Genomic DNA, 20,467 nt, shown 5'->3' with positions numbered 1-20,467 from the left:
GAATAATACATTTCATCAACATTAATTAATACATTGTGAAAGTAGCATTAGCAATACCATTTTGTTTTATCAAAATAGTAAAAACATAATATATTCAGCAAAATTATATTTATAGGTAATATAAGGAGATATATCCATGTTTACACAATACCGAAAAACACTTCTGGCTGGGACTCTGGCACTAACATTTGGATTAGCAGCAGGAAACTCTCTTGCCGCTGGTTTTCAGCCGGCCCAACCTGCAGGAAAATTGGGCGCAATAGTGGTTGACCCGTATGGAAATGCCCCGCTTACTGCGCTGGTTGAATTAGACAGCCACGTTATTTCAGATGTTAAAGTTACCGTCCATGGTAAAGGTGAAAAAGGCGTTCCGGTAACTTATACCGTCGGCAAAGCGTCGCTCGCCACGTACGATGGCATTCCTATTTTTGGCCTTTATCAAAAGTTCGCAAATAAGGTAACCGTTGAATATAAAGAAAATGGCAAAGCCATGAAAGATGATTACGTGGTGCAAACATCCGCCATCGTTAATCACTATATGGATAACCGCTCTATATCTGATTTACAGCAAACAAAAGTGATTAAAGTAGCACCTGGTTTTGAAGATCGCCTTTATCTGGTGAATACCCATACCTTTACCCCGCAGGGTGCAGAATTCCACTGGCATGGTGAAAAAGATAAAAATGCCGGCATCCTGGATGCGGGTCCGGCTGGCGGCGCACTCCCTTTTGATATCGCACCCTTTACCTTTGTCGTCGATACGGAAGGCGAATATCGGTGGTGGCTGGATCAGGACACCTTCTATGACGGCCACGACATGGATATCAACAAGCGCGGCTACCTGATGGGTATTCGTGAAACACCGCGCGGCACATTCACCGCCGTACAAGGCCAGCACTGGTATGAATTCGATATGCTGGGCCAGATTCTGGCCGACCATAAACTACCACGCGGATTCATGGATGCATCACATGAATCGATCGAAACGGTCAATAACACTGTATTGCTGCGCGTAGGTAAACGCGACTATCGCAAAGAGGATGGTCTTCACGTGCATACCATCCGCGACCAGATTATTGAAGTCGATAAATCTGGACGTGTTGTTGACGTGTGGGATCTAACCAAAATTCTCGACCCGATGCGTGACGCGCTGCTGGGTGCGCTGGACGCAGGCGCGGTATGCGTCAACGTGGATCTCGCTCACGCAGGCCAACAGGCGAAACTGGAGCCAGATACCCCCTATGGTGACGCCCTTGGCGTTGGTGCGGGCCGTAACTGGGCTCACGTCAACTCCATTGCCTATGACGCTAAAGATGACTCCATCATTCTTTCTTCCCGCCATCAGGGTGTCGTCAAAATCGGTCGTGATAAACAGGTTAAATGGATTCTGGCACCGTCTAAAGGCTGGAATAAGTCGCTGGCAAGCAAACTGTTAAAACCGGTTGATGATAAGGGCAATGCGCTGAAGTGTGATGAAAACGGTAAGTGCGAGAATACTGATTTCGATTTTACCTACACCCAACACACCGCCTGGCTCTCCAGCAAAGGAACGCTAACCATCTTTGACAATGGCGATGGCCGTGGACTCGAACAACCGGCTCTACCAACAATGAAATATTCCCGGTTCGTCGAATATAAAATTGACGAGAAAAAAGGAACCGTTCAGCAAATTTGGGAGTACGGGAAAGAGCGCGGTTATGATTTCTACAGTCCTATCACGTCGGTAATTGAATATCAAAAAGACCGCGACACCATGTTTGGATTTGGTGGTTCTATTAATTTATTTGACGTTGGACAGCCAACCATCGGAAAAATCAACGAAATTGACTACAAAACAAAAGAAGTCAAAGTCGAAATTGATGTCCTTTCTGATAAACCAAACCAAACGCACTACCGCGCATTACTGGTTCACCCACAACAAATGTTTAAATAATATCGTTAGATTAAGGATTAATTATGTCATCTAAATGGATTACTTCATTATTTAAAAGCGTGGTATTAACGGCGGCGCTGGCAACACCATTTGCAGCATCGGCTTTTACTGAAGGTACTGACTATATGGTGCTGGAGAAACCGATTCCCAATGCTGATAAAACGTTGATCAAAGTATTCAGCTATGCCTGCCCATTCTGCTACAAATATGATAAAGCCGTGACAGGCCCAGTGTCAGACAAAGTTGCCGATGTCGTGACCTTCACTCCTTTTCATCTCGAGACCAAAGGAGAATACGGTAAACAGGCCAGTGAAGTATTTGCAGTAATGATTGCGAAGGATCAGGCCGCAGGGGTCTCATTGTTTGACGCCAAATCACAGTTCAAAAAAGCCAAGTTCGCTTACTACACTGCCTACCACGACAAAAAGGAACGCTGGTCTGACGGTAAAGATCCCGCGTCATTCATCAAAACAGGGCTGGATGCAGCCGGCATGAGTCAGGCTGATTTTGACGCAGCATTGAAGGACCCCGCCGTCCAGCAAACGTTGGAAAAATGGAAAGCGGCCTATGATGTTGCCAAAATCCAGGGGGTTCCGGCTTACGTAGTCAATGGTAAGTACCTGATCTACACCAAAAGCATCAAATCGATTGATTCCATGGCTGAGCTTGTCAGAGAGCTGGCGGCAAAATAAACAGGGAACCGGCTATGGCTTTTATTAAAGGATTGTGGCGAGACTTATTTACCACGCCAGTTGATACCCTGGTGAGATGGCAGGAGCGGCGCTTTTTGTGGTTGCTAATGGCTTGTGCCATGGGTGGGTTAATTATTCTGGCGCACTCGTTCTTCCAAATCTATCTCTACATGGCCCCCTGCGAGCAATGTGTATACATCCGCTTTGCCATGTTTGTGATGGTTTTCGGTGGGCTGATCGCGGCAATAAACCCTAAAAACCTCATCCTAAAACTGGTCGGCTGCATTGCGGCATTTTATGGCAGCATTATGGGTATTAAGTTCTCCATCAAACTTAATGGCATCCATTATGCAGTACATAACCCGGACCCGGATTCACTCTTTGGTGTACAGGGATGTTCCACCGATCCGACATTCCCTTTCAATTTGCCGCTGGCAAACTGGGCTCCTGAGTGGTTTAAACCCACTGGAGATTGCGGCTATGACGCGCCCATCGTTCCCGACGGCGTGGCGCTCAGCAGTACGCAAAAGTGGTTTGTCGATCTATACCAACAGTCAGAAGGCTGGTATCTGCTTCCGCCATGGCATTTTATGAATATGGCGCAGGCCTGCCTACTCGCCTTTGGTTTGTGTTTAGTGCTGTTGCTGGTAATGAGTGGAGCATGGGCACTTAAACTGGCCAGAAAAAAATAGCCAGGCTGTAATAACAAAAAACCGAAGCCAGAAAACTGACTTCGGTTTTTTTATCCCTACCACGGTTGTCGCGGTAGTCAGCAATTAGCTGGCTTTGCGCTCATGCGCCTGACGGTAAGCCACCAGGTCTTCGATAGTAACTACAGCCATATTATGCTTACCGGCAAATTCGATGCATTCTGGCGCACGCGCCATGGTGCCATCGTCATTGGTCAGTTCGCACAGCACACCCGCCGGTTTAAATCCTGCCAGCGTCATCAGGTCGATGGTTGCTTCAGTATGACCACCGCGGGTCAACACGCCGCCAGCCTGAGCTCGCAGCGGGAAAACGTGCCCCGGACGGTTAAGATCGGAAGGTTTAGCGCCATCCTTAATTGCCGCACGCACCGTAGTAACACGGTCTGCTGCGGAAACGCCGGTGGTCACGCCTTCTGCTGCTTCAATGGTCACGGTAAAACCGGTACCGTAAGCGCTGGTGTTGTTTTCCACCATCATTGGCAGATCGAGCTGTTTGCGTCGGTCTTCAGTGATGCACAGGCATACAATACCGCTGCCGTGACGGATGGTCAGCGCCATCTGTTCAACAGTCATGGTTTCTGCCGGGAAAACCATATCGCCTTCGTTTTCACGATCTTCGTCGTCAAGCACCATCACACCGCGTCCTTCACGCAGCGCAGACAGCGCATGTTCAACACGTTCGAAAGGCGTACCAAAAGAGGAAAGTAGCGTCTGATTCATGGTAAAAAAACCTCACTAAAATTATGGTTACCAGAATCAGGGCAGTCTTAGGAGTACCGCCTAAGCGGCAAAAAAATAACGTGAGCGGGTCCATGCCCGACTGGATCGTTACTCTCTCCCATCCGGACTCTAACCGTCGGCCCCGGAATTACACCGGATCTGCTGACCTTTTTGCCGTAACAAAAAGCGCTCGCGGGCTTTCAACATCAGTTGATTTACCGCCGGTGGGGAATTTCGCCCCGCCCTGAGAATAAGCGGGTTAACTATAACGCTATTGATTACCTTCATCAACGCCTTTACTCGTCTTAGCTTCACACAATTCTGGTTTATGCCTGTGCCAGTTCGCACTACAATAGGCAGCAACACGTACCAGTTCAGGGAAACCACAATGATTGACCCGAAAAAAATTGAGCAGATTGCTCGTCAGGTTCACGAGTCGATGCCGAAAGGGATCCGCGAGTTTGGCGAAGACGTCGAGAAGAAAATTCGTCAAACGCTGCAGTCCCAGCTGACCCGTCTGGATCTGGTAAGCCGCGAAGAATTCGATGTACAGACTCAGGTTTTATTGCGCACGCGTGAAAAGCTGGCGATGCTTGAGCAACGTCTGACTGAGCTGGAATCGCGTGAAAAAACGGCAGAAGTTAAACCTGCCCCCGCGATCCCGTCAGTCGATCCGCAAGAGTAAAAACGACAACGGGCCGCAAGGCCCGTTTTTCTGTTAGTGTTCCAGTTCTAGCTTCCTGGCTTCCGTCGCCTGCTGGCAGTACAGCGCATAGCGTTTGCAAAACCAGCTACGATGTTCTTCATCCATGTTCCCAGTTATCGCCTGGATATCAACGGGATGGCCCTCAGCCTGCATCCTGGCAAAACTACGGGCCAGGAAATCGAAATTGTTCAGTGAATACATATTGCTGTTCATGAGCATACCCTCCAGTTATTGAATATCTGCTAAGGCCATATGCTTTTTCTAATTTCAGTATTTCCCTGGATACGAAGTTATTCTGTACATATTGTGCGCAAATCCACTGCGCGGGTTCACAGTTTCCTATGAAATTTAAGAGGGCTTGAAATATGGCGGGTATATCAGGGAAAGAGGCGCTGCGGCTGAAGACTAAAGCGAAAAAAAAGCCGGATTGCGACGCGCAAGCGTCTTATCCGGCCTGTAATCGATACATCCTGTAGGCCGGACGGAACTTCGCTTATCCGGCTATCAGGTCAGAGTTCACTTATCGCTGTCTTTCTGGATCTTCTTGATGATATTGGTCGTTGAGCAGCCATCTTCGAAGTTCAGCACCAGCACTTCACCGCCGTTCGCCCACACCTCTTCGCTGCCCGCAATCTGCTCCGGCTTATAGTCGCCGCCTTTGACCAGCAGGTCCGGCAGAATGCCAGCAATCAGACGCTGCGGCGTATCTTCTTCAAAAGAGACCACCCAGTCGACAGATTCCAGCGCACCCAGCACGATCATACGCTGTTCCAGCGGGTTGACCGGACGCGTTTCGCCTTTCAGACGTTTGGTCGAAGCATCGCTGTTTACCGCCACGATCAGGCGATCGCCCAGCTTGCGCGCATTCGCCAGATAGGAAACATGGCCCGCATGCAGGATGTCGAACACACCGTTGGTCATTACCACTTTCTCGCCGCGCTTGCGGGCGCTGGCAACGGCCTGTTTCAGCTCAGATTCGCTCATCACGCCAAAGCCAGTATCGGCCCGACCGCGCACGGCGTTTTCCAGTTCAATCGGAGAAACGGTAGAAGTCCCCAGCTTACCAACGACAACACCGGCTGCGGCGTTAGCAAAATAGCACGCCTCTTCCAGTGAATTACCCGCCGCCAGCGTCGCCGCCAGCACGCCGATAACCGTATCGCCCGCACCGGTCACGTCATACACTTCCTGCGCCTGCGTCGGCATATGAAGTGGCGATTTTCCCGGTTGCAGCAACGTCATGCCCTGTTCGGAACGCGTGATCAGCAGTGCGGAAAGGTCGAAATCAGCAATCACTTTCATGCCGCGTTCAACCAGTTCATCTTCGCTTTTGCACTTGCCCGCCACTGCTTCAAACTCAGACAGATTCGGCGTCAGCAGCGTTGCGCCGCGGTAGCGTTCAAAATCGGTTCCTTTCGGATCGATAAGCACCGGCACCCCAGCCTTACGCGCCAGCGCAATCATCTGCTGCACGCTTGCCAACGCGCCTTTGGCGTAGTCGGAGAGCACCAGAGCGCCGATTGAACCCAGTGCCTGGTTAATACGCTCATGCAGCGGCTGCGGATCCACACCTTCAAAACCTTCTTCGAAATCCAGGCGAATCAGCTGCTGGTTGCGGGAAAGCACGCGCAGTTTGGTGATCGTCGGATGGGTCGGTACAGACACGAAGTCACATTTTACGTTCACATCCGTTAGCGTTTTGCTCAGCGCACGCGCCGCATCGTCAATACCAGTCAGGCCCACCAGACGCGAATTCGCTCCCAGAGAGGCAATGTTCATCGCCACGTTTGCTGCGCCACCGGGACGTTCTTCGATGGTATCCACTTTTACCACCGGAACAGGCGCTTCAGGTGAAATACGGCTGGTAGGACCATACCAGTAGCGATCCAGCATCACATCACCGACAACCATGACTCCTGCACGTTCAAACTCTGGCAGAGTTACTTTCATTCCTGTCTCCTGAGAGATTCTCTGAGTGTCTTAAAATTTGCGCGCGATAATAGCACACTTCACTCGGCAACCAGCCACTTCTGCCAGCTGTCACGCACCAGCGTGCGTTCAGCGTCGAAGTGCTCCGGCGCCACATGGCCCGGAAGTTCCTGCAACGCAAGATGGTGAAGTTCATCACGCAACGTCGTATAAGCGCGGGTAAGCGCCAGCGCTTCCTGCTCGTCCATAATGTCGTTTTGCGCCAGTAATTCCAGAATGCGCACGTTATCCGACCAGCGCGTCAGCTTCGGTTTTTCATGCGCATAACGCAGCACCAGATACTGCGTAATAAACTCAATGTCGGTGATACCGCCTTCATCTGCTTTGATATCAAAACGATCGCGATGCTTATTACCCAGATGGGCACGCATTTTCTCACGCATTTCACGCACCTCGGTCTGCAAGGTTTTTCCATCGCGGACGAGGGTCATGATATCGCGACGAATCGCATCAAACTGAGAGGTCAACTGCGGGTCGCCGTACACTACGCGAGCACGCACCAGCGCCTGATGTTCCCATGTCCAGGCTTCGTTACGCTGATAATCGGCGAAAGCATCGGCTGATGTCACCAGCATCCCCGCCGCCCCGGACGGACGCAAACGCGCATCCACTTCGTACAAAATACCGGACGAAGTGCGGGTACTGAAGAGGTGCATAATGCGCTGCGCCAGACGCAGATAGAACTGTCGCCCGTCAATCTCACGCTCGCCGTCCGTCATCACATCCATCGGACAGTCATGCAGGAAGATCAAATCGAGATCCGAGCTGTACCCCAATTCCCAACCGCCCAGTTTGCCATAGCCGACGACGGCAAAACCACGCCCCTCGCGTTCGCCAAGATGGGTGGGTTGCCCGTAGCGTGCAACCATCTGCGTCCACGCCTGCTGGACTACCGCATCAATAATAGCTTCCGCCAGCCAGGTTAAATGGTCGCTCACCTTCATCACCGGCAGCGTACCGGCAATATCAGCCGCGGCAATTCGCAACAGCTGCGTTTGCTTAAACTGGCGCAGTGCCTCCAGTTGCTGCTCTTCGTCATCTTCCGGCACGCGCAGCAAATACTGGCGCAGCTCATCACGGTAGGCGTCCGTCGCGGTAGGTTGATACAGCGTGTTCGGATCCAGCAGTTCATCGAGCAACAGCGGATACCGCGCCAGCTGGCTGGCGACCATCGGCGAGGCCGCACAGAGAGAAATCAGATGCTTAAGCGCTCCGGGAAATTCGCTCAGCAGTTCCAGATAAGTCGTACGGGTAACGATCCCCACCAGCAGAGGGGTAATGCGCGACAGCGGTACTGAAGCGTCATCACGCGAACAGACATCGCTCAGCAGATGCGGCATTAAATGATCCAGCACCTGGCGTCCGCGTGGGCCAATGGTGCGTTTATCCAGCTCTTTGCGGAAATCGGCTATCAGAGACAGCACGCGCCGGCGATCGTCATCCGCCAGATGCGTCAGCACCGGCGTAGTGTCATCTTCCTGTAAGGCGTCCTGCCACAGTTCGCGCCACTGTTCTGAGAGCGACTCTTCCTGGGTTTCAGCTTCATCATCGCCAATCAGCTCGTTAAATACCCGGCGCACGTTGTCCATATGATTGGCCAGTACATCGGTTAACTGCTGCCAGTCATCAACGTTCATTCCCCACGCCAGCCGCGCGCGATTCAGTTCATCGCCTGGCAGCGTTTGGGTCTGTTCATCATTGATGCTTTGCAGCAGGTTTTCCAGGCGGCGTAAATAGAGATAGGCTGCTCGCAGTTGTTCCGCATCGGTATCAGGCAGCAGATGCAGCGCATTGATGGCGCTAAGCGTCGGTAACAGCGAGCGGGATTGCAGCGACGGCTCGCGCCCACCGCGAATCAGCTGGAATACCTGCACGATAAATTCGATTTCACGAATACCGCCCGCCCCCAGCTTGATGTTGTCTTTCAGGCCTCGACGACGCACTTCACGCGCAATCATCCCTTTCATGTTACGCAGCGACTGGATCACGCTGAAATCAATATAGCGGCGGAAGACAAAAGGCCGCAGCATGGCGCGAAGTTCGCTGACGTAAGTGCCGTCGGCATCGCCCATAATACGGGCTTTGACCATCGCATAGCGTTCCCAGTCGCGCCCTTGCTCCTGGTAATAATCCTCCAGCGCAGAGAAGCTCAGTACCAACGGGCCGCTGTCGCCAAACGGGCGTAAGCGCATATCCACCCGATAGACAAACCCATCCATTGTAGGCTGATCTAATACCTTGATGAGACGCTGGCCCATGCGGGTAAAGAACTGCGCGTTATCCAGCTCGCGGCGCCCACCCTGTGTGCTGCCGTGTTCCGGCCAGGCGAAAATCAGGTCGATATCGGAGGAAAAATTCAGCTCGCCGCCGCCCAGTTTCCCCATACCTAAAATCAGCAATGGCTGCGCAACTCCTTCAGAATTGCAGGGCGTTCCCCACTCGCGACAGCAGGCGGCGTATAACCAGTCACGCGCGGCGATAATCAGCGTTTCAGCCAGATGGCTTAGCTGCTGCAAAATACCCTCTTCCGTCACCAGCGACAGCGTCTGTGCCCAGGCGATACGCACCATAATGCGACGGCGAAACAGGCGTAACTCACGCATCAGCGTGTTTTCGTCACTAACGTCAGCCAATGCTTGCTGTAACCAGTCGGCATAGTGTTGCCATTCATCACCCAGGGGGGGAGCGCTTTCCAGCTCAGCCAGCCATTCGGGATGGGCAATAATGCTGTCACGGACAAAATCACTGAATGTAAGTACTGACTTCGCCTGAACGCTAAACGAGGACTCAGATATTGCTGCTGGCAGCCGCTCAACAACGGTCGGCCAGTACTGCTGTAACGGTGAAGAGAGCTGCTTCATTTACGGGTTATCCTTTGAATGGTGCCGGATGCGTCTTTTCGCCTTATCCGGCCTACATGACAGTTACACACATCGCGTAGGCCTGATAAGCGCAGCGCCATCAGGCATCCCGGCCTAGGCCCTGATTATCGTTTTCCGCTGTGCAGCCAGAACGGTTCCAGTGCAATCGCCTCGTTACGGAAGTGTTCAATTTCAATATATTGGTTGGCCGCAATGGCGTGGCGCAAACCCTGCCAGTTGGCGATCCATTCTGATGCGACATTTTCGTCGTAGTATCCCGCCAGCATCAGCATGCTATCAATGTTGCGCGTCAAACGTGGAAGCTGATCGGCGTACTGATCGCCCAGCGGCTGCGCAAAAGCGGTTTTCAGCTCAGCGGCATGGCGTGAAAGATGGGTATCAGAGAAGCGCTTAAAGGAGTCGGCAATTTTCCCCTGCGCCTTCGCATCAAGAAATGGCTGCCATCCTTTGGTCACCAGCCATTCGGTCAGCGCCAGCTTGGCCATTGCCGTTTGCGTGCTGTAAACCGCCGAAATGGCAGAAACATCCGACGCAATGATCGCTTCCGACTGGGTCAGTAAATCACGTAAGTGAGCGCTCGCTTTTCGCGGCACATTGCCGCCAAACAGCATCAGAATGTGACGCACCAGGCCCATTGCCGCCAGCACCTCAGCTTTCGCCCCTTTGACGCCGCGCACCCACAGCTCCTCATGGTACTGCCACTGTGATAATGCCAGCTCCAGCGCCGCTTCCAGCCCCTGTTCAATGCTCGCCTTCGCCGGAACCTTCAAAATACGCGTCGGTTTGAGTTCGCGCGGCGCATTCCCCTGAGCCAAATGATAACCGCGCGCTGCTTTGCTCAAGCTACCCTGGCGTAAACCGGTTTGCGAAACCAGCTGGTTTGCCAGCTTCAGTACCGCACGGGTATCGCCGCTTAGCAGTTCAAGTTCAAGCTCACAGATAGGTTCTGCAAACTCGCCCGCTTTCACTTCCCCCAGATCGAGGGCCATTTCAATCCGGCTGCCATCAACATCAACCAACCATTTCTCACGGAAAAAATCGGTGCTGAACAACGGCTGCACTTGAGAAGCAAGTTGAGCGGGCAGCTCACCATCAGGCCAGACTTCCGTTGGGAACAAGGTGAGATCCAGCTCAGGCGCGTTTAGCGCAACGTTATATTCCGGCCGCTGGTGCAGTCCGCCCGTCACGCGTCCGGCAATTTTCATGGTCATTTCGTAATGACCGTTTTCACCGCGAATACGCAGCCCCATATCGTGACCACGCAACCACGCATCCGGCGTTTCGTAGTAGATATTCAGCAACTGGCTGGGCGCATGATGCTCTCCCCCCAGCGTATTCAGACGTTCACGTAGCGCATCTACAGCGTCACTATTAACGATAAATTTTAATTCGATTTCCTGGGCCATGGTCTTGTACTTATGGGTTATGTCACAGTTGAGAAAACTGACTGCGAACTAAGTTCGTTCTTTATGGTCAGTAGATAGTATTTTGCGCCAAATTGCCATGCAACGAGCAATTTGACGGGCGTAAAAGTTTCGAGTGGTGGCAAAAAGGACACAGATGATTCCGATTGATGTCGAATGCTTTGCGTAGAGACACTGATGCCACTACTATCGTTCCACTTTCTATGACAATAACGACAGCCTGATGCCAAAATTACGCCTGATTGGATTAACTTTACTCGCACTTAGCGCCACTGCAGTCTCTCATGCCGAAGAAAAGCGCTATGTCTCTGACGAACTGAACACCTGGGTCCGCAGCGGTCCGGGAGATAATTATCGCCTCGTGGGTACGGTTAACGCCGGCGAGGAAGTCACGCTATTACAGACCGATGCCAACACTAACTACGGTCAGGTGAAAGACAGCACCGGACGTACCGCCTGGATCCCACTGAAAGAGCTGAACAGTACGCCGAGCCTGCGTACCCGCGTTCCCGACCTGGAAAACCAGGTTAAGACCTTGACCGATAAGCTCAATAATATCGATACCACGTGGAACCAGCGCACCGCCGATATGCAGCAAAAGGTCGCGCAAAGTGACAGCGTGATCGACGGACTGAAACAAGAAAACCAGAAGCTGAAAAACGAGCTTATCGTGGCGCAAAAGAAGGTCAGCGCAGCCAATCTTCAGCTTGATGACAAACAGCGCACCATCATCATGCAGTGGTTTATGTACGGTGGCGGCGTGCTGGGCCTTGGTCTGCTGCTCGGCCTGGTTCTGCCACACATGATACCAAGCCGTAAACGCAAAGATCGCTGGATGAACTGAATCGCCTTCTCCGCCACACTGACATATGATTAAGGGATCATAGTTTTCAAAAGGAAAGTGGCGTGAAGATTTATCTGGTCGGTGGTGCTGTTCGGGATGCGTTATTAGGGCTACCGATTAAAGATAAAGATTGGGTTGTTGTTGGCGCCACGCCGCAAGAGATGCTCGACGCGGGCTACCAGCAGGTAGGCCGCGATTTTCCCGTGTTTCTGCATCCGCAAACCCGCGAAGAGTATGCGCTGGCGCGTACCGAACGTAAGTCAGGCTCGGGGTATACCGGGTTCACCTGCTATGCCGCCGCAGATGTGACGCTGGAGGCCGATCTTCAGCGTCGTGACCTGACCATCAACGCAATCGCCCGCGATGACGACGGGGAGATTATCGACCCGTATAACGGACGCGACGATCTGGAAAACCGTCTGCTGCGCCATGTTTCATCTGCCTTTAGCGAAGATCCGCTGCGCGTGCTGCGCGTGGCGCGCTTTGCTGCCCGTTACGCACATCTCGGTTTTCGGATCGCTGACGAAACCATGGCGCTGATGCGTGACATGACCGCCGCTGGTGAACTGGAGCATCTGACACCAGAGCGGGTGTGGAAAGAAACCGAAGGCGCATTAACCACCCGTAACCCACAGATATTTTTTCAGGTCCTGCGCGACTGCGACGCACTGCGCGTCCTGTTTCCGGAAGTGGATGCTTTGTTTGGCGTTCCTGCCCCCGCGCAGTGGCATCCGGAAATCGACACCGGCATTCATACGCTGATGACGCTGTCGATGGCAGCCATGTTAAGTCCGGAAGTCGATGTGCGTTTTGCTACGCTGTGCCACGATCTTGGCAAGGCATTGACACCTAAAGCGCTGTGGCCGCGCCATCATGGTCACGGTCCGGCAGGTGTTAAGCTTGTTGAACAACTGTGCCAGCGCCTGCGCGTACCGAATGACATCCGTGATTTAGCCAAACTGGTTGCCGAGTTCCACGACCTCATTCATACCTTCCCGATCCTGCAGCCGAAAACCATCGTTAAGCTGTTTGATTCCATCGATGCCTGGCGCAAACCGCAACGCGTGGAGCAAATCGCCCTCACCAGCGAGGCCGATGTGCGTGGGCGAACCGGTTTTGAAGCGGCAGATTATCCGCAAGGCAGGCTATTGCGTGAAGCCTGGCAGGTTGCGCAGGCAGTGCCAACGAAAGACGTCGTTGAGGCGGGATTCAAAGGTCAGGCAATTCGTGAAGAACTGACCCGGCGTCGCATCGCGGCGGTGGCCAGTTGGAAGGAGCAGCGGTGCCCGAAAGCGTAGACACTGCGGTGCCGGATGCGCTGTGCTTATCCGGCCTGCAGGTTCGAAACGGATATAACCCGTAGGCCGGATAAGGCGGAACGCCGCCATCCGGCACCACGGTAAGTCATCAGAAGAACACGACGTAAACGGCAGCCGCCACAATGAAGCGGTAAATCGCAAACGGAATGAACGAGATGCGTTTAATCAGTTGCAGGAAGGTTTTGATCGCTACCAGCGCCACGATAAACGCCGTCACAAAACCGACTGCAAACATCGGAATATCTGATGCGCTGAGGAATGACCAGCTCTTGTAGAGATCCAACGCCGTTGCGCCCATCATCATCGGCACCGCCAGCAGGAAAGAAAACTCAGAGGCCGCGTAACGACTCACGCCCATCAGCATACCGCCAGAAATCGTCGCCCCGGAGCGAGAAAAGCCCGGCCACAGCGCCAGACACTGGAAACAGCCAATCATAAACGCCTGGCGATAGGTCATATCATCAAGACCCGGCGCGCGCGGCTCTTTCGGCTTCAGGCATTCTGCGGCAATCAGCAGTACACCACCCACCACCAGCGCATACATCACGTTGATTGGGTTAAACAGCGATTTGATGGTGTCGTGGAATATCAGCCCCAGTACCACGGCTGGAATCATCCCCAACAGAATATGTCCCAGCGTCAACCGACCTTTGCCCGTGCCTTCATGCGGAGCCTTGCCGAAGTGAATGCCAATCAAACCAAACAGACGTCGCCAGAACATCACCACGACTGCCAGAATAGAACCTAGCTGGATAACCACCTCGAATGTTTTTGCGGTATCACCCTCAAAACCCAACAGGTGGCCAACAATAATCATATGGCCGGTACTGGAAACGGGTAAAAACTCCGTCAATCCTTCGACCACACCCAAAATTGCCGCCACCAGCAGCGAGTGCATATCACTCATTAATAAACCCCTAGATAGAGAAACCACGGCAAAAAAGAGCCGATGAAAGGCCCCTTTTATACCCGTTTGTTTTAGAAATTATTAAATTAATTATTTTCTTTCAGATTATTGCCACGCTCAATGATAACCCCGACGTTCGCCGCACGGGCTACCGCGCCAGGTTTACTGAGTTTGATCCGTACCCAGGGAGAATTAAAGCGGCTAAGCAGGAGATCTGCCACCTCTTCCGCAACCCGTTCTACCAGCGCAAAGCGCCCACCTTCCACATGATTAACAACCGTTTGAGCGATATCAGCATAGCTCAGGCAATCAGCCACATCATCGCTTTTAGCTGATTTACGGTTATCCCATGCCATTTCGATATCGAACACCAACCGTTGTTCGATCGTTTGTTCCCAGTCGTAAACACCAATAGTGGTGATTACAGAAAGTTGCTCTATAAATACAATATCCATCACGACCTGCCTGCTTTTTGGCTAACCCGGATACCACTTCCGGCGAAATATGCGTATTATCCACAGAAGTAGCGTTTTACACGACATTTTCAAAACGGAACAGCTTATGAGTGCAATCGCGCCTGGAATGATTATCTTCGCGTACCTCTGTGGCTCAATTTCCAGTGCTATTCTGGTATGCCGCCTTGCTGGATTGCCGGACCCGCGCGACAGCGGCTCTGGGAATCCGGGCGCGACAAACGTGCTGCGCATCGGTGGCAAAGGAGCCGCCGTCGCGGTACTGATTTTCGACGTCCTGAAAGGTATGTTACCCGTCTGGGGTGCCTATGCGCTAGGCGTCAGCCCCTTCTGGCTGGGATTGATCGCAATCGCCGCCTGTCTGGGCCACATTTGGCCGGTATTTTTCGGCTTTAAAGGTGGCAAAGGCGTTGCTACAGCCTTTGGCGCGATAGCACCGATTGGTTGGGACTTAACCGGCGTGATGGCCGGGACCTGGCTGTTGACCGTCTTATTAAGCGGCTATTCGTCGTTAGGCGCTATCGTCAGCGCGCTGATCGCCCCTTTTTACGTCTGGTGGTTCAATCCCCAGTTCACTTTCCCGGTTTCCATGTTGTCGTGCTTAATTCTGCTTCGTCACCATGACAACATTCAGCGTCTGTGGCGTCGTCAGGAGCCAAAGATCTGGACCAAGCTGAAGAAAAAACGCGAACGAGACCCCGAGTGATTTTATTGTCGGATAGCGACGCAACGGCGTCTTATCCGGCGTGGGGGATGTGATACCCCTCCATCGGTTTGCCTAATCGGTTCTGACACCACGTCGCCAGAAACTCCACGCACACGCGCAGCTTCACGCTGCGATACAGTGGCTCCTGATAAACCGCCCAGATATTGGCGCTTTGCGCATAGTCCGGCAGCACACGCACCAGTTCACCGCTGGCCAGAAACGGCTGCACATCCCATTCAGAACGCAACATAATCCCTTTTCCCTGTAGCGCCCACTGCAACACAATCTCACCGCTGTTAGAGGAAAGATGTCCCGCCACCTTGACCGACTTTTTCTCCTGACCATTGTCCAGTTCCCACACCCCGTGAGTCATATCGCGTTCTTTAGTGACCAGACAATCATGACGACTTAATTCCTGTAACGTCGTCGGCTGACCGTATTTTTGTAAATAGGCCGGGGCCGCACACAATATTCTTTTGTTTTTCGTTAACAAATGCGCAATATAATAATCCGGAATCTCGTCATTAATACGAATATCCAAATCGATATTATCCTGTGCCAAATCGATTTGCCGATCGTAAAGTTCAAAATGCACCTGTAATTCAGGGTAGCTATGCATCAATTCTGTAATTGCTGGTGCAATATAACTGCGCCCAAAGCCAAAACTACAGCCGATACGAATCATCCCTGCCGGGCGCGTTTTGAGTTGCGTAACATCATCGACCAGATGCTGATAGCCCGCGAGGATCGCCTGCGCATGTTCATAGCAACGTTGTCCACTTTCCGTGAGCGCCACGCCACGCGCGGAGCGGCTTAGCAGCGTCGTCCCCAGCGTAGACTCAAGGATCTGAATGCGTTTCGTCACAAACGCGGGCGTTTGCCCCAGCGTCGCGGCGGCGGCGCTGAAGCTGCCGCTATGCACAATTTCAACCAGCACCTGCAGATCTTTCGCCAGGGGATACGTGTTCAGCATGATCGGTCTATCCGTAATGTTGTTCACCGCAGTGTAATTCTCTCATACGTATTAAACCCTGCCTTTGCGCAATTTTTATTGCCTTATCCGGACATCATTCACGAACTGTTAATTGGATATTCACAGTGGCAAATAATATAAAACCACATTTTTAGTGGTAGTTTGTCACGGAGAATTTATTTCCAGATAAATAAAAGAACTGGAGTTAACAAGATGAGCAATCAAAATAACCAAAATGCGATAAATACGCTGACGAACATTGTCGCCGATTTTACCGCCATGATTTCTACCCGCATGCCCGACGACGTCGTGGATAAATTAAAACAGCTGCGTGAAGGCGAAACCTCGCCGATGGGTAAAATCATCTACCACACCATGTTTGACAACATGCAGAAAGCTATCGACCTGAACCGTCCGGCCTGTCAGGACACCGGTGAGATTATGTTCTTCGTGAAGGTCGGTTCCCGTTTTCCGCTACTGGGAGAACTGCAAAGCATCCTGAAGCAGGCCGTTGAAGACGCCACGGTAAAAGCGCCGCTGCGCCATAACGCGGTCGAGATTTTTGACGAAGTGAATACCGGCAAAAATACCGGTACCGGTGTGCCGTGGGTCACCTGGGACATCATCCCTGATAACGATGACGCGGAAATCGAAGTCTACATGGCAGGCGGCGGCTGTACGCTGCCGGGACGCTCGAAGGTGTTAATGCCTTCTGAGGGCTACGAAGGCGTGGTGAAATTTGTTTTTGAAAATATCTCCACGCTGGCAGTCAACGCCTGTCCGCCGGTGCTGGTGGGCGTCGGTATTGCCACCTCCGTAGAAACCGCCGCCGTGCTTTCTCGTAAAGCGGTGCTGCGCCCTATCGGCTCACGTCATCCGAATCCGAAAGCGGCCGAACTGGAACTGCGTTTGGAAGAAGGACTGAACCGTCTGGGCATTGGTCCGCAAGGGTTGACCGGTAACAGCTCGGTGATGGGCGTGCATATCGAATCCGCCGCGCGCCACCCGTCGACTATCGGCGTTGCCGTCTCTACCGGCTGCTGGGCCCACCGTCGCGGCACACTGTTGGTTCATGCTGACCTCTCCTTCGAAAACCTGTCTCACACCCGGAGCGCGTTATGAAAAAGATCCTCACAACCCCGATCAAAGCCGAAGATCTGGCAGACATTCGCGTTGGCGATGTTATTTACCTGACCGGTACGCTGGTGACCTGCCGTGACGTTTGCCACCGCCGCCTGATCGAACTAAAGCGCCCGATTCCTTATGACCTGAACGGCAAAGCCATTTTCCACGCGGGCCCGATCGTACGTAAGAACGGTGAAAAATGGGAAATGGTTTCCGTCGGCCCAACCACCAGCATGCGTATGGAAGCGTTTGAGAAAGACTTTATCGAGCAGACGGGTGTCAAGCTGGTGGTCGGCAAGGGCGGCATGGGACCGCTGACGGAAGAAGGCTGCAAGCAGTTTAAAGCGCTGCACGTTATCTTCCCGGCAGGCTGCGCGGTCGTGGCGGCAACCCAGGTTGAAGAGATCGAAGAGGTGCACTGGACGGAACTCGGCATGCCGGAATCCCTGTGGGTGTGTCGGGTAAAAGAGTTCGGCCCGCTGATCGTTTCCATCGATACCCACGGCAATAACCTGATCGCTGAAAACAAAAAGCTGTTCGCTGAACGTCGCGACCCTATCGTCAATGAAATCTGCGAGCACGTGCACTACATCAAATAACCCTCCCGGAGAGGCGCTACGCCTCTCCCCTTTCGCAGGGATACAACAATGGCACCTTTAGCTGGTTGGTGGCGATACCTGGCTCCGCTGGTGGTCATCGCCATTATTGCTGTTCTGCCCGTTCCCACCGGTCTTGAGAGCCACACCTGGCTCTATTTTGCCGTCTTTACCGGTGTGATTGTCGGACTTATTCTGGAACCTGTACCGGGCGCGGTGGTGGCGATGATTGGTATTTCGATCATCGCCGTCCTATCACCGTGGCTACTGTTCAGCCCGGAGCAACTCGCGCAGGACGGTTTTAAATTTACCGCCAAATCGCTGTCGTGGGCGGTATCTGGATTCTCAAACTCGGTCATCTGGCTGATCTTCGCGGCCTTTATGTTTGGTACTGGCTATGAGAAAACCGGACTTGGTCGGCGTATCGCGCTGATGCTGGTGAAAAAGATGGGGCATCGGACGCTGTTTCTCGGCTATGCGGTGATGTTCTCCGAACTTATCCTCGCTCCCGTCACGCCTTCCAACTCCGCGCGCGGGGCCGGAATAATCTACCCGATTATCCGCAACCTGCCGCCGCTGTATAACTCACAGCCCAATAGCGCCAGTTCACGCTCCATTGGCTCATACATCATGTGGATGGGGATTGTCGCCGACTGCGTTACCAGCGCTATTTTCTTAACGGCAATGGCGCCGAACCTGCTGTTAATAGGACTAATGAAAGGCGCGTCCCACACCGCGCTGAGCTGGGGCGACTGGTTCTTAGGCATGTTGCCACTGAGCATTTTGCTGGTGCTGATTGTGCCGTGGCTGGCGTACGTGTTGTATCCACCGGTGCTGAAATCCGGCGATCAGGTTCCGCGCTGGGCGGATGCGGAGCTAAAAGCGATGGGACCGCTCTGCGCTCGCGAGAAAAAGATGCTGGTGCTGATGGTCGGCGCACTGGTGCTGTGGATCTTCGGCGGTGATTATATTGACGCCGCGATGGTCGGATACAGCGTGGTAGCGTTGATGCTGGTACTGCGCATCATTAGCTGGGATGACATCGTCAGCAATAAAGCCGCATGGAACGTCTTTTTCTGGCTGGCCTCGCTGATAACACTGGCCACCGGGCTCAATAACACCGGTTTTATTACCTGGTTCGGTAAGCTGCTGGCAAACGGGCTGAGCGGTTATTCGCCGATGATGGTGATGGTAGCACTCATCGTAGTGTTCTATCTGCTGCGTTACTTCTTTGCCAGCGCCACGGCCTATACCTCCGCCCTCGCGCCGATGATGATTGCCGCCGCGCTAGCGATGCCGGAAATCCCGCTACCGGTCTTCTGCCTGATGGTCGGCGCCGCCATTGGTCTGGGCAGCATTCTGACCCCGTACGCCACCGGCCCTAGCCCTATCTACTACGGCAGCGGCTATTTACCAACGGCGGATTACTGGCGACTCGGTGCTATTTTTGGCCTGATTTTCCTCGTGCTACTGGTGATTACCGGTCTGGTCTGGATGCCCCTCGTTTTACTGTAAAACCCCATGGGGCGGCGTATCGTCGCCCCTTTATCCATAAGCTTCTCGTATGATCGATTTCCCGATGCGCTGAGGCATACTTTTTTGTATGCAAACACCCTCATGCTGATAAGGGAAACGCTCTGGACACGGTTGCGCACGAGACACTCACACGGGGCTGGCAGGCCGAACTGGATCTGCATTTTACCTGCACCGGGCACAAAACGGTGCTCGCCTCGGCGCGTCATCATGGTCCACTGACGGTTCAGCGCCCATTTTACCCCGAAGAAAACGTCTGCCATCTTTATCTGCTTCATCCACCGGCGGGGATCGTCGGCGGAGATGAGCTCCATATCGCCGTAACGCTCGACGAATACAGCCACGCGTTAATCACCCAGCCTGGTGCGGGAAAGTTTTACCGCAGCCGCGGACCGCAGGCATTGCTGCGCCAGCATTTTACCCTCGCGCCTCGCGCGACGCTGGAGTGGCTGCCGCAGGATACGATCCTCTTTCCCGGCGCCAACGCCGCTATTCAGACCATCTTTCATCTGACATCCACAAGCCGCCTGCTGGCCTGGGACCTGCTATGCCTTGGCCGACCGGTTATGCAGGAAACCTTCAGCCACGGCATGCTGCAAAATCGCCTGGAAGTGTGGCGAGATGAACAGCCGCTGCTGATAGAACGCTTGCAGTTGCAGGAGGGGAATCTGAGCGGCGTCGCGCATCATCCCTGGGTCGGTACGTTACTGTGTTATCCGGCCAGCGAGCACATGCTGGAGGGCACGCGCGAGCGGCTTACGGCGCTTGGCGATTACGCCGGGGCAACGCTTAACGACTCGCTGCTGACAATCCGTTTTCTTGCTGACGACAACCTGATTGTTCAGCGCGTTATGCGTGACATCTGGCAATTTCTGCGCCCGCTACTGACACACAAAGCGCCCGTACTCCCGCGAATCTGGCAAACCTAAGAGAAC

19 protein-coding genes and 1 riboswitch are annotated in these 20,467 nt (G+C 53.1%); of the genes, 11 read left to right on the top strand and 8 right to left on the bottom strand.

Annotated features, from left to right (window positions below; translation table 11 throughout):
- Window positions 1-136 precede the first annotated feature (136 nt).
- Genes BZK41_RS23860 through dsbI form a run of 3 tightly spaced genes read left to right on the top strand, consistent with a single transcriptional unit; the run spans window position 137 to window position 3,317 of the window.
- Entirely contained in the window at window positions 137-1,933 is a 1,797-nt protein-coding gene (locus BZK41_RS23860; RefSeq protein ID WP_079939818.1) for an aryl-sulfate sulfotransferase, read from the top strand.
- 23 nt (window positions 1,934-1,956) lie between these two features.
- Window positions 1,957-2,625, top strand: a complete 669-nt coding sequence (locus BZK41_RS23855; RefSeq protein WP_079939817.1) for a thiol:disulfide interchange protein DsbA/DsbL — start codon at window positions 1,957-1,959, stop codon at window positions 2,623-2,625.
- A 14-nt stretch (window positions 2,626-2,639) separates the two neighbouring features.
- Window positions 2,640-3,317, top strand: a complete 678-nt coding sequence (gene dsbI / locus BZK41_RS23850) for a protein-disulfide oxidoreductase DsbI (RefSeq protein ID WP_079939816.1) — start codon at window positions 2,640-2,642, stop codon at window positions 3,315-3,317.
- Window positions 3,318-3,401: 84 nt separating this feature from the next.
- Here dsbI and ribB read toward each other — a convergent pair whose 3' ends face one another.
- Complete coding sequence (ribB, locus tag BZK41_RS23845; protein WP_038633931.1) at window positions 3,402-4,055, bottom strand: 3,4-dihydroxy-2-butanone-4-phosphate synthase; 654 nt, start codon at window positions 4,053-4,055, stop codon at window positions 3,402-3,404.
- A 106-nt stretch (window positions 4,056-4,161) separates the two neighbouring features.
- Window positions 4,162-4,311: riboswitch (FMN riboswitch) on the bottom strand.
- Window positions 4,312-4,443: 132 nt separating this feature from the next.
- On the opposite strand from ribB, the gene ubiK reads away from it, so the two are divergent.
- On the top strand, window positions 4,444-4,740 hold the full coding sequence (gene ubiK, locus BZK41_RS23840; protein ID WP_079939815.1) for a ubiquinone biosynthesis accessory factor UbiK: 297 nt from the start codon (window positions 4,444-4,446) through the stop codon (window positions 4,738-4,740).
- 33 nt (window positions 4,741-4,773) lie between these two features.
- On the opposite strand, the gene glgS is transcribed toward ubiK, so the two are convergent.
- The 4 genes from glgS to BZK41_RS23820 all read right to left on the bottom strand — a co-directional run bounded on the left by glgS (window position 4,774) and on the right by BZK41_RS23820 (window position 11,038).
- Window positions 4,774-4,980 carry a cell surface composition regulator GlgS gene (glgS, locus tag BZK41_RS23835; protein ID WP_123267894.1) on the bottom strand — a complete coding sequence of 69 codons (207 nt, stop codon included), beginning with the start codon at window positions 4,978-4,980 and terminating at the stop codon, window positions 4,774-4,776.
- Window positions 4,981-5,277: 297 nt separating this feature from the next.
- Window positions 5,278-6,711 (bottom strand): bifunctional D-glycero-beta-D-manno-heptose-7-phosphate kinase/D-glycero-beta-D-manno-heptose 1-phosphate adenylyltransferase HldE, encoded by a 1,434-nt coding sequence (gene hldE, locus BZK41_RS23830; protein WP_003828429.1) that lies wholly within the window; start codon window positions 6,709-6,711, stop codon window positions 5,278-5,280.
- A 59-nt stretch (window positions 6,712-6,770) separates the two neighbouring features.
- On the bottom strand, window positions 6,771-9,611 hold the full coding sequence (gene glnE, locus BZK41_RS23825) for a bifunctional [glutamate--ammonia ligase]-adenylyl-L-tyrosine phosphorylase/[glutamate--ammonia-ligase] adenylyltransferase (protein ID WP_079939813.1): 2,841 nt from the start codon (window positions 9,609-9,611) through the stop codon (window positions 6,771-6,773).
- A gap of 125 nt (window positions 9,612-9,736) precedes the next feature.
- Complete coding sequence (locus tag BZK41_RS23820; RefSeq protein ID WP_079939812.1) at window positions 9,737-11,038, bottom strand: inorganic triphosphatase; 1,302 nt, start codon at window positions 11,036-11,038, stop codon at window positions 9,737-9,739.
- A gap of 241 nt (window positions 11,039-11,279) precedes the next feature.
- Here BZK41_RS23820 and BZK41_RS23815 point away from each other — a divergent pair, with 241 nt between their 5' ends.
- Both BZK41_RS23815 and BZK41_RS23810 read left to right on the top strand, forming a co-directional pair.
- Complete coding sequence (locus BZK41_RS23815) at window positions 11,280-11,900, top strand: TIGR04211 family SH3 domain-containing protein (RefSeq protein WP_003828434.1); 621 nt, start codon at window positions 11,280-11,282, stop codon at window positions 11,898-11,900.
- Window positions 11,901-11,962: 62 nt separating this feature from the next.
- Complete coding sequence (locus BZK41_RS23810) at window positions 11,963-13,198, top strand: multifunctional CCA addition/repair protein (protein ID WP_079939811.1); 1,236 nt, start codon at window positions 11,963-11,965, stop codon at window positions 13,196-13,198.
- A gap of 109 nt (window positions 13,199-13,307) precedes the next feature.
- Here the strand turns inward: BZK41_RS23810 and bacA are convergent, their stop codons facing one another.
- Together bacA and folB are read right to left on the bottom strand one after the other, a co-directional pair.
- Window positions 13,308-14,126 carry an undecaprenyl-diphosphate phosphatase gene (gene bacA / locus BZK41_RS23805; RefSeq protein ID WP_003828439.1) on the bottom strand — a complete coding sequence of 273 codons (819 nt, stop codon included), beginning with the start codon at window positions 14,124-14,126 and terminating at the stop codon, window positions 13,308-13,310.
- 86 nt (window positions 14,127-14,212) lie between these two features.
- On the bottom strand, window positions 14,213-14,581 hold the full coding sequence (gene folB / locus BZK41_RS23800; protein WP_003024659.1) for a bifunctional dihydroneopterin aldolase/7,8-dihydroneopterin epimerase: 369 nt from the start codon (window positions 14,579-14,581) through the stop codon (window positions 14,213-14,215).
- A 106-nt stretch (window positions 14,582-14,687) separates the two neighbouring features.
- Between folB and plsY the strand changes: the two genes are divergently transcribed.
- A complete protein-coding gene (plsY, locus tag BZK41_RS23795; RefSeq protein ID WP_003828443.1) occupies window positions 14,688-15,305 on the top strand; it encodes a glycerol-3-phosphate 1-O-acyltransferase PlsY in 618 nt (205 codons plus the stop codon).
- Window positions 15,306-15,336: 31 nt separating this feature from the next.
- On the opposite strand, the gene BZK41_RS23790 is transcribed toward plsY, so the two are convergent.
- Window positions 15,337-16,278 (bottom strand): LysR family transcriptional regulator, encoded by a 942-nt coding sequence (locus tag BZK41_RS23790; RefSeq protein ID WP_079939810.1) that lies wholly within the window; start codon window positions 16,276-16,278, stop codon window positions 15,337-15,339.
- A 213-nt stretch (window positions 16,279-16,491) separates the two neighbouring features.
- Between BZK41_RS23790 and ttdA the strand changes: the two genes are divergently transcribed.
- From ttdA to BZK41_RS23770, 4 genes are all read left to right on the top strand, one after another.
- Window positions 16,492-17,400 (top strand): L(+)-tartrate dehydratase subunit alpha, encoded by a 909-nt coding sequence (gene ttdA, locus BZK41_RS23785; RefSeq protein WP_003828445.1) that lies wholly within the window; start codon window positions 16,492-16,494, stop codon window positions 17,398-17,400.
- On the top strand, window positions 17,397-18,002 hold the full coding sequence (gene ttdB / locus BZK41_RS23780; protein WP_079939809.1) for a L(+)-tartrate dehydratase subunit beta: 606 nt from the start codon (window positions 17,397-17,399) through the stop codon (window positions 18,000-18,002). The genes ttdA and ttdB overlap by 4 nt, the downstream gene beginning before the upstream one ends.
- A 48-nt stretch (window positions 18,003-18,050) precedes the next feature.
- Entirely contained in the window at window positions 18,051-19,514 is a 1,464-nt protein-coding gene (locus BZK41_RS23775) for an anion permease (RefSeq protein WP_063941837.1), read from the top strand.
- A 122-nt stretch (window positions 19,515-19,636) separates the two neighbouring features.
- A complete protein-coding gene (locus BZK41_RS23770; protein ID WP_216350687.1) occupies window positions 19,637-20,461 on the top strand; it encodes an urease accessory protein UreD in 825 nt (274 codons plus the stop codon).
- Window positions 20,462-20,467: the final 6 nt, after the last annotated feature.

The sequence above is a fragment of the Citrobacter sp. A316 genome (genome assembly GCF_002042945.1).
In the GTDB taxonomy this organism is placed as follows: Bacteria; Pseudomonadota; Gammaproteobacteria; order Enterobacterales; family Enterobacteriaceae; genus Citrobacter; species Citrobacter portucalensis.
This window is presented reverse-complemented; position numbering and strand designations above follow the sequence as displayed.

What these genes read in the sequence shown, in the direction of transcription:
- BZK41_RS23860 (WP_079939818.1), top strand. Translation starts at nt 137, where the DNA reads ATGTTTACACAATACCGAAAAACACTTCTGGCTGGGACTCTGGCACTA.
- BZK41_RS23855 (WP_079939817.1), top strand. Translation starts at nt 1,957, where the DNA reads ATGTCATCTAAATGGATTACTTCATTATTTAAAAGCGTGGTATTAACG.
- dsbI (WP_079939816.1), top strand. Translation starts at nt 2,640, where the DNA reads ATGGCTTTTATTAAAGGATTGTGGCGAGACTTATTTACCACGCCAGTT.
- ribB (WP_038633931.1), bottom strand. Translation starts at nt 4,055, where the DNA reads ATGAATCAGACGCTACTTTCCTCTTTTGGTACGCCTTTCGAACGTGTT.
- ubiK (WP_079939815.1), top strand. Translation starts at nt 4,444, where the DNA reads ATGATTGACCCGAAAAAAATTGAGCAGATTGCTCGTCAGGTTCACGAG.
- glgS (WP_123267894.1), bottom strand. Translation starts at nt 4,980, where the DNA reads ATGCTCATGAACAGCAATATGTATTCACTGAACAATTTCGATTTCCTG.
- hldE (WP_003828429.1), bottom strand. Translation starts at nt 6,711, where the DNA reads ATGAAAGTAACTCTGCCAGAGTTTGAACGTGCAGGAGTCATGGTTGTC.
- glnE (WP_079939813.1), bottom strand. Translation starts at nt 9,611, where the DNA reads ATGAAGCAGCTCTCTTCACCGTTACAGCAGTACTGGCCGACCGTTGTT.
- BZK41_RS23820 (WP_079939812.1), bottom strand. Translation starts at nt 11,038, where the DNA reads ATGGCCCAGGAAATCGAATTAAAATTTATCGTTAATAGTGACGCTGTA.
- BZK41_RS23815 (WP_003828434.1), top strand. Translation starts at nt 11,280, where the DNA reads ATGCCAAAATTACGCCTGATTGGATTAACTTTACTCGCACTTAGCGCC.
- bacA (WP_003828439.1), bottom strand. Translation starts at nt 14,126, where the DNA reads ATGAGTGATATGCACTCGCTGCTGGTGGCGGCAATTTTGGGTGTGGTC.
- folB (WP_003024659.1), bottom strand. Translation starts at nt 14,581, where the DNA reads ATGGATATTGTATTTATAGAGCAACTTTCTGTAATCACCACTATTGGT.
- plsY (WP_003828443.1), top strand. Translation starts at nt 14,688, where the DNA reads ATGAGTGCAATCGCGCCTGGAATGATTATCTTCGCGTACCTCTGTGGC.
- BZK41_RS23790 (WP_079939810.1), bottom strand. Translation starts at nt 16,278, where the DNA reads ATGCTGAACACGTATCCCCTGGCGAAAGATCTGCAGGTGCTGGTTGAA.
- ttdA (WP_003828445.1), top strand. Translation starts at nt 16,492, where the DNA reads ATGAGCAATCAAAATAACCAAAATGCGATAAATACGCTGACGAACATT.
- ttdB (WP_079939809.1), top strand. Translation starts at nt 17,397, where the DNA reads ATGAAAAAGATCCTCACAACCCCGATCAAAGCCGAAGATCTGGCAGAC.
- BZK41_RS23775 (WP_063941837.1), top strand. Translation starts at nt 18,051, where the DNA reads ATGGCACCTTTAGCTGGTTGGTGGCGATACCTGGCTCCGCTGGTGGTC.